This window comes from Streptomyces sp. AC627_RSS907, assembly GCF_019049165.1.
The window spans coordinates 1-742 of record NZ_JAGMUE010001111.1; the positions used below are offsets into that span (position 1 = coordinate 1).

The 742-nt window shown below is 70.4% G+C and carries 1 protein-coding gene; it reads left to right on the forward strand.

The genetic code is table 11. The annotated features are described in order from the left end of the window. Nucleotides 1-70 precede the first annotated feature (70 nt). Nucleotides 71-742: IclR family transcriptional regulator (locus KUM32_RS40555; protein ID WP_217146691.1), on the forward strand; the 672-nt coding region annotated here is incomplete at its 3' end.

Here is a 742-nt window from a genome sequence, read left to right on the forward strand (position 1 = left end):
CTCCACCCATCGGCCGGGACCTGCAGCGACAGCGACACCGCAAGTGGTCACAACCTGGTAGGGGGAAACCGTGGCGCCGAAGCCCGAGCCGACCGCCCCACAGCACTCGGTACGGCATGCCCTCCGAGTGCTGGAGATGGTCTCCAAGCACACAGGTGGCGTCACCGACGTCGAGATCGCCCGTCGCATCGACGCCTCCAGCGCCCAGCTCGCCGAACTCCTGGCCATGCTGCGCCGCGAGGGGTACGTGGAACAGACGAGCGACGGGGCCTACGTCAGCGGGGAGGCGCTGCTCGTCCTCGGCGGCAGCGGCGCCAACCGCCAGCAGGCCCTGCACGCCAAGCTCCAGCGCACGCTCACCGTGCTGCGCGACACGGTCGGCGCGGCGGTCTACATCAGCCGGTACATCGACGGCGAGGTGAAGATCACCCAGTACGCGGACGGCCCGAACGCGCCGAGAGTCAACGAGTGGGTCGACTTCAGAGTCGCCGCCCACGCGAGCGCGGTCGGCAAGTGCCTGCTCACCCAGCTCGACTACAACGAGCGCCGCGAGCACCTGTCGCGACACAAGATCGTGCGGCTCACCTCGCGCACGACCACCAGCGAACGGGTGCTCTTCAGCCGCCTGGACAGCCAGCCCGCGACGGTGCCCGTGCTCGACCTCCAGGAGTACGCGGTGGGCACCGTGTGCGCCGCTGTGCCGATCACGGCCGGCCGCGCGGTCGGCTGCCTGGCCCTGTCG